The 324-nt window shown below is 64.2% G+C and carries 1 protein-coding gene; it reads left to right on the top strand.

Features of this window, described 5'->3' with window-relative positions:
• Nucleotides 1-324: biotin/lipoyl-containing protein (locus HMPREF0308_RS12755; RefSeq protein ID WP_005532400.1), on the top strand; the 324-nt coding region annotated here is incomplete at both ends.

Here is a 324-nt window from a genome sequence, read left to right as displayed (position 1 = left end):
TGAGGAGAAGGAAGAGAAGTCCGCACCAGCAGCTTCCGGCTCCGCAACCGACGTTGCCATGCCAGAGCTCGGCGAGTCCGTCACCGAGGGCACCATCACCCAGTGGCTGAAGTCCGTCGGCGACACCGTCGAGGTCGACGAGCCACTCCTCGAGGTCTCCACCGACAAGGTCGACACCGAAATCCCATCCCCAGTCGCCGGCACCCTGGTCGAAATCCTCGCTGACGAAGACGACACCGTCGACGTCGGAGCAGTCATCGCCCGCATCGGCGACGGCAACGCCGCACAGGAGCAGGCAGCCCCTGCAGAAAAGGAAGAGCCAAA

The organism is Corynebacterium striatum ATCC 6940, from assembly GCF_000159135.1.
Taxonomy (GTDB): Bacteria; Actinomycetota; Actinomycetes; order Mycobacteriales; family Mycobacteriaceae; genus Corynebacterium; species Corynebacterium striatum.
Note: the sequence above shows the minus strand (reverse complement) of the source record. Positions and strands in the feature narration are given on the sequence as shown.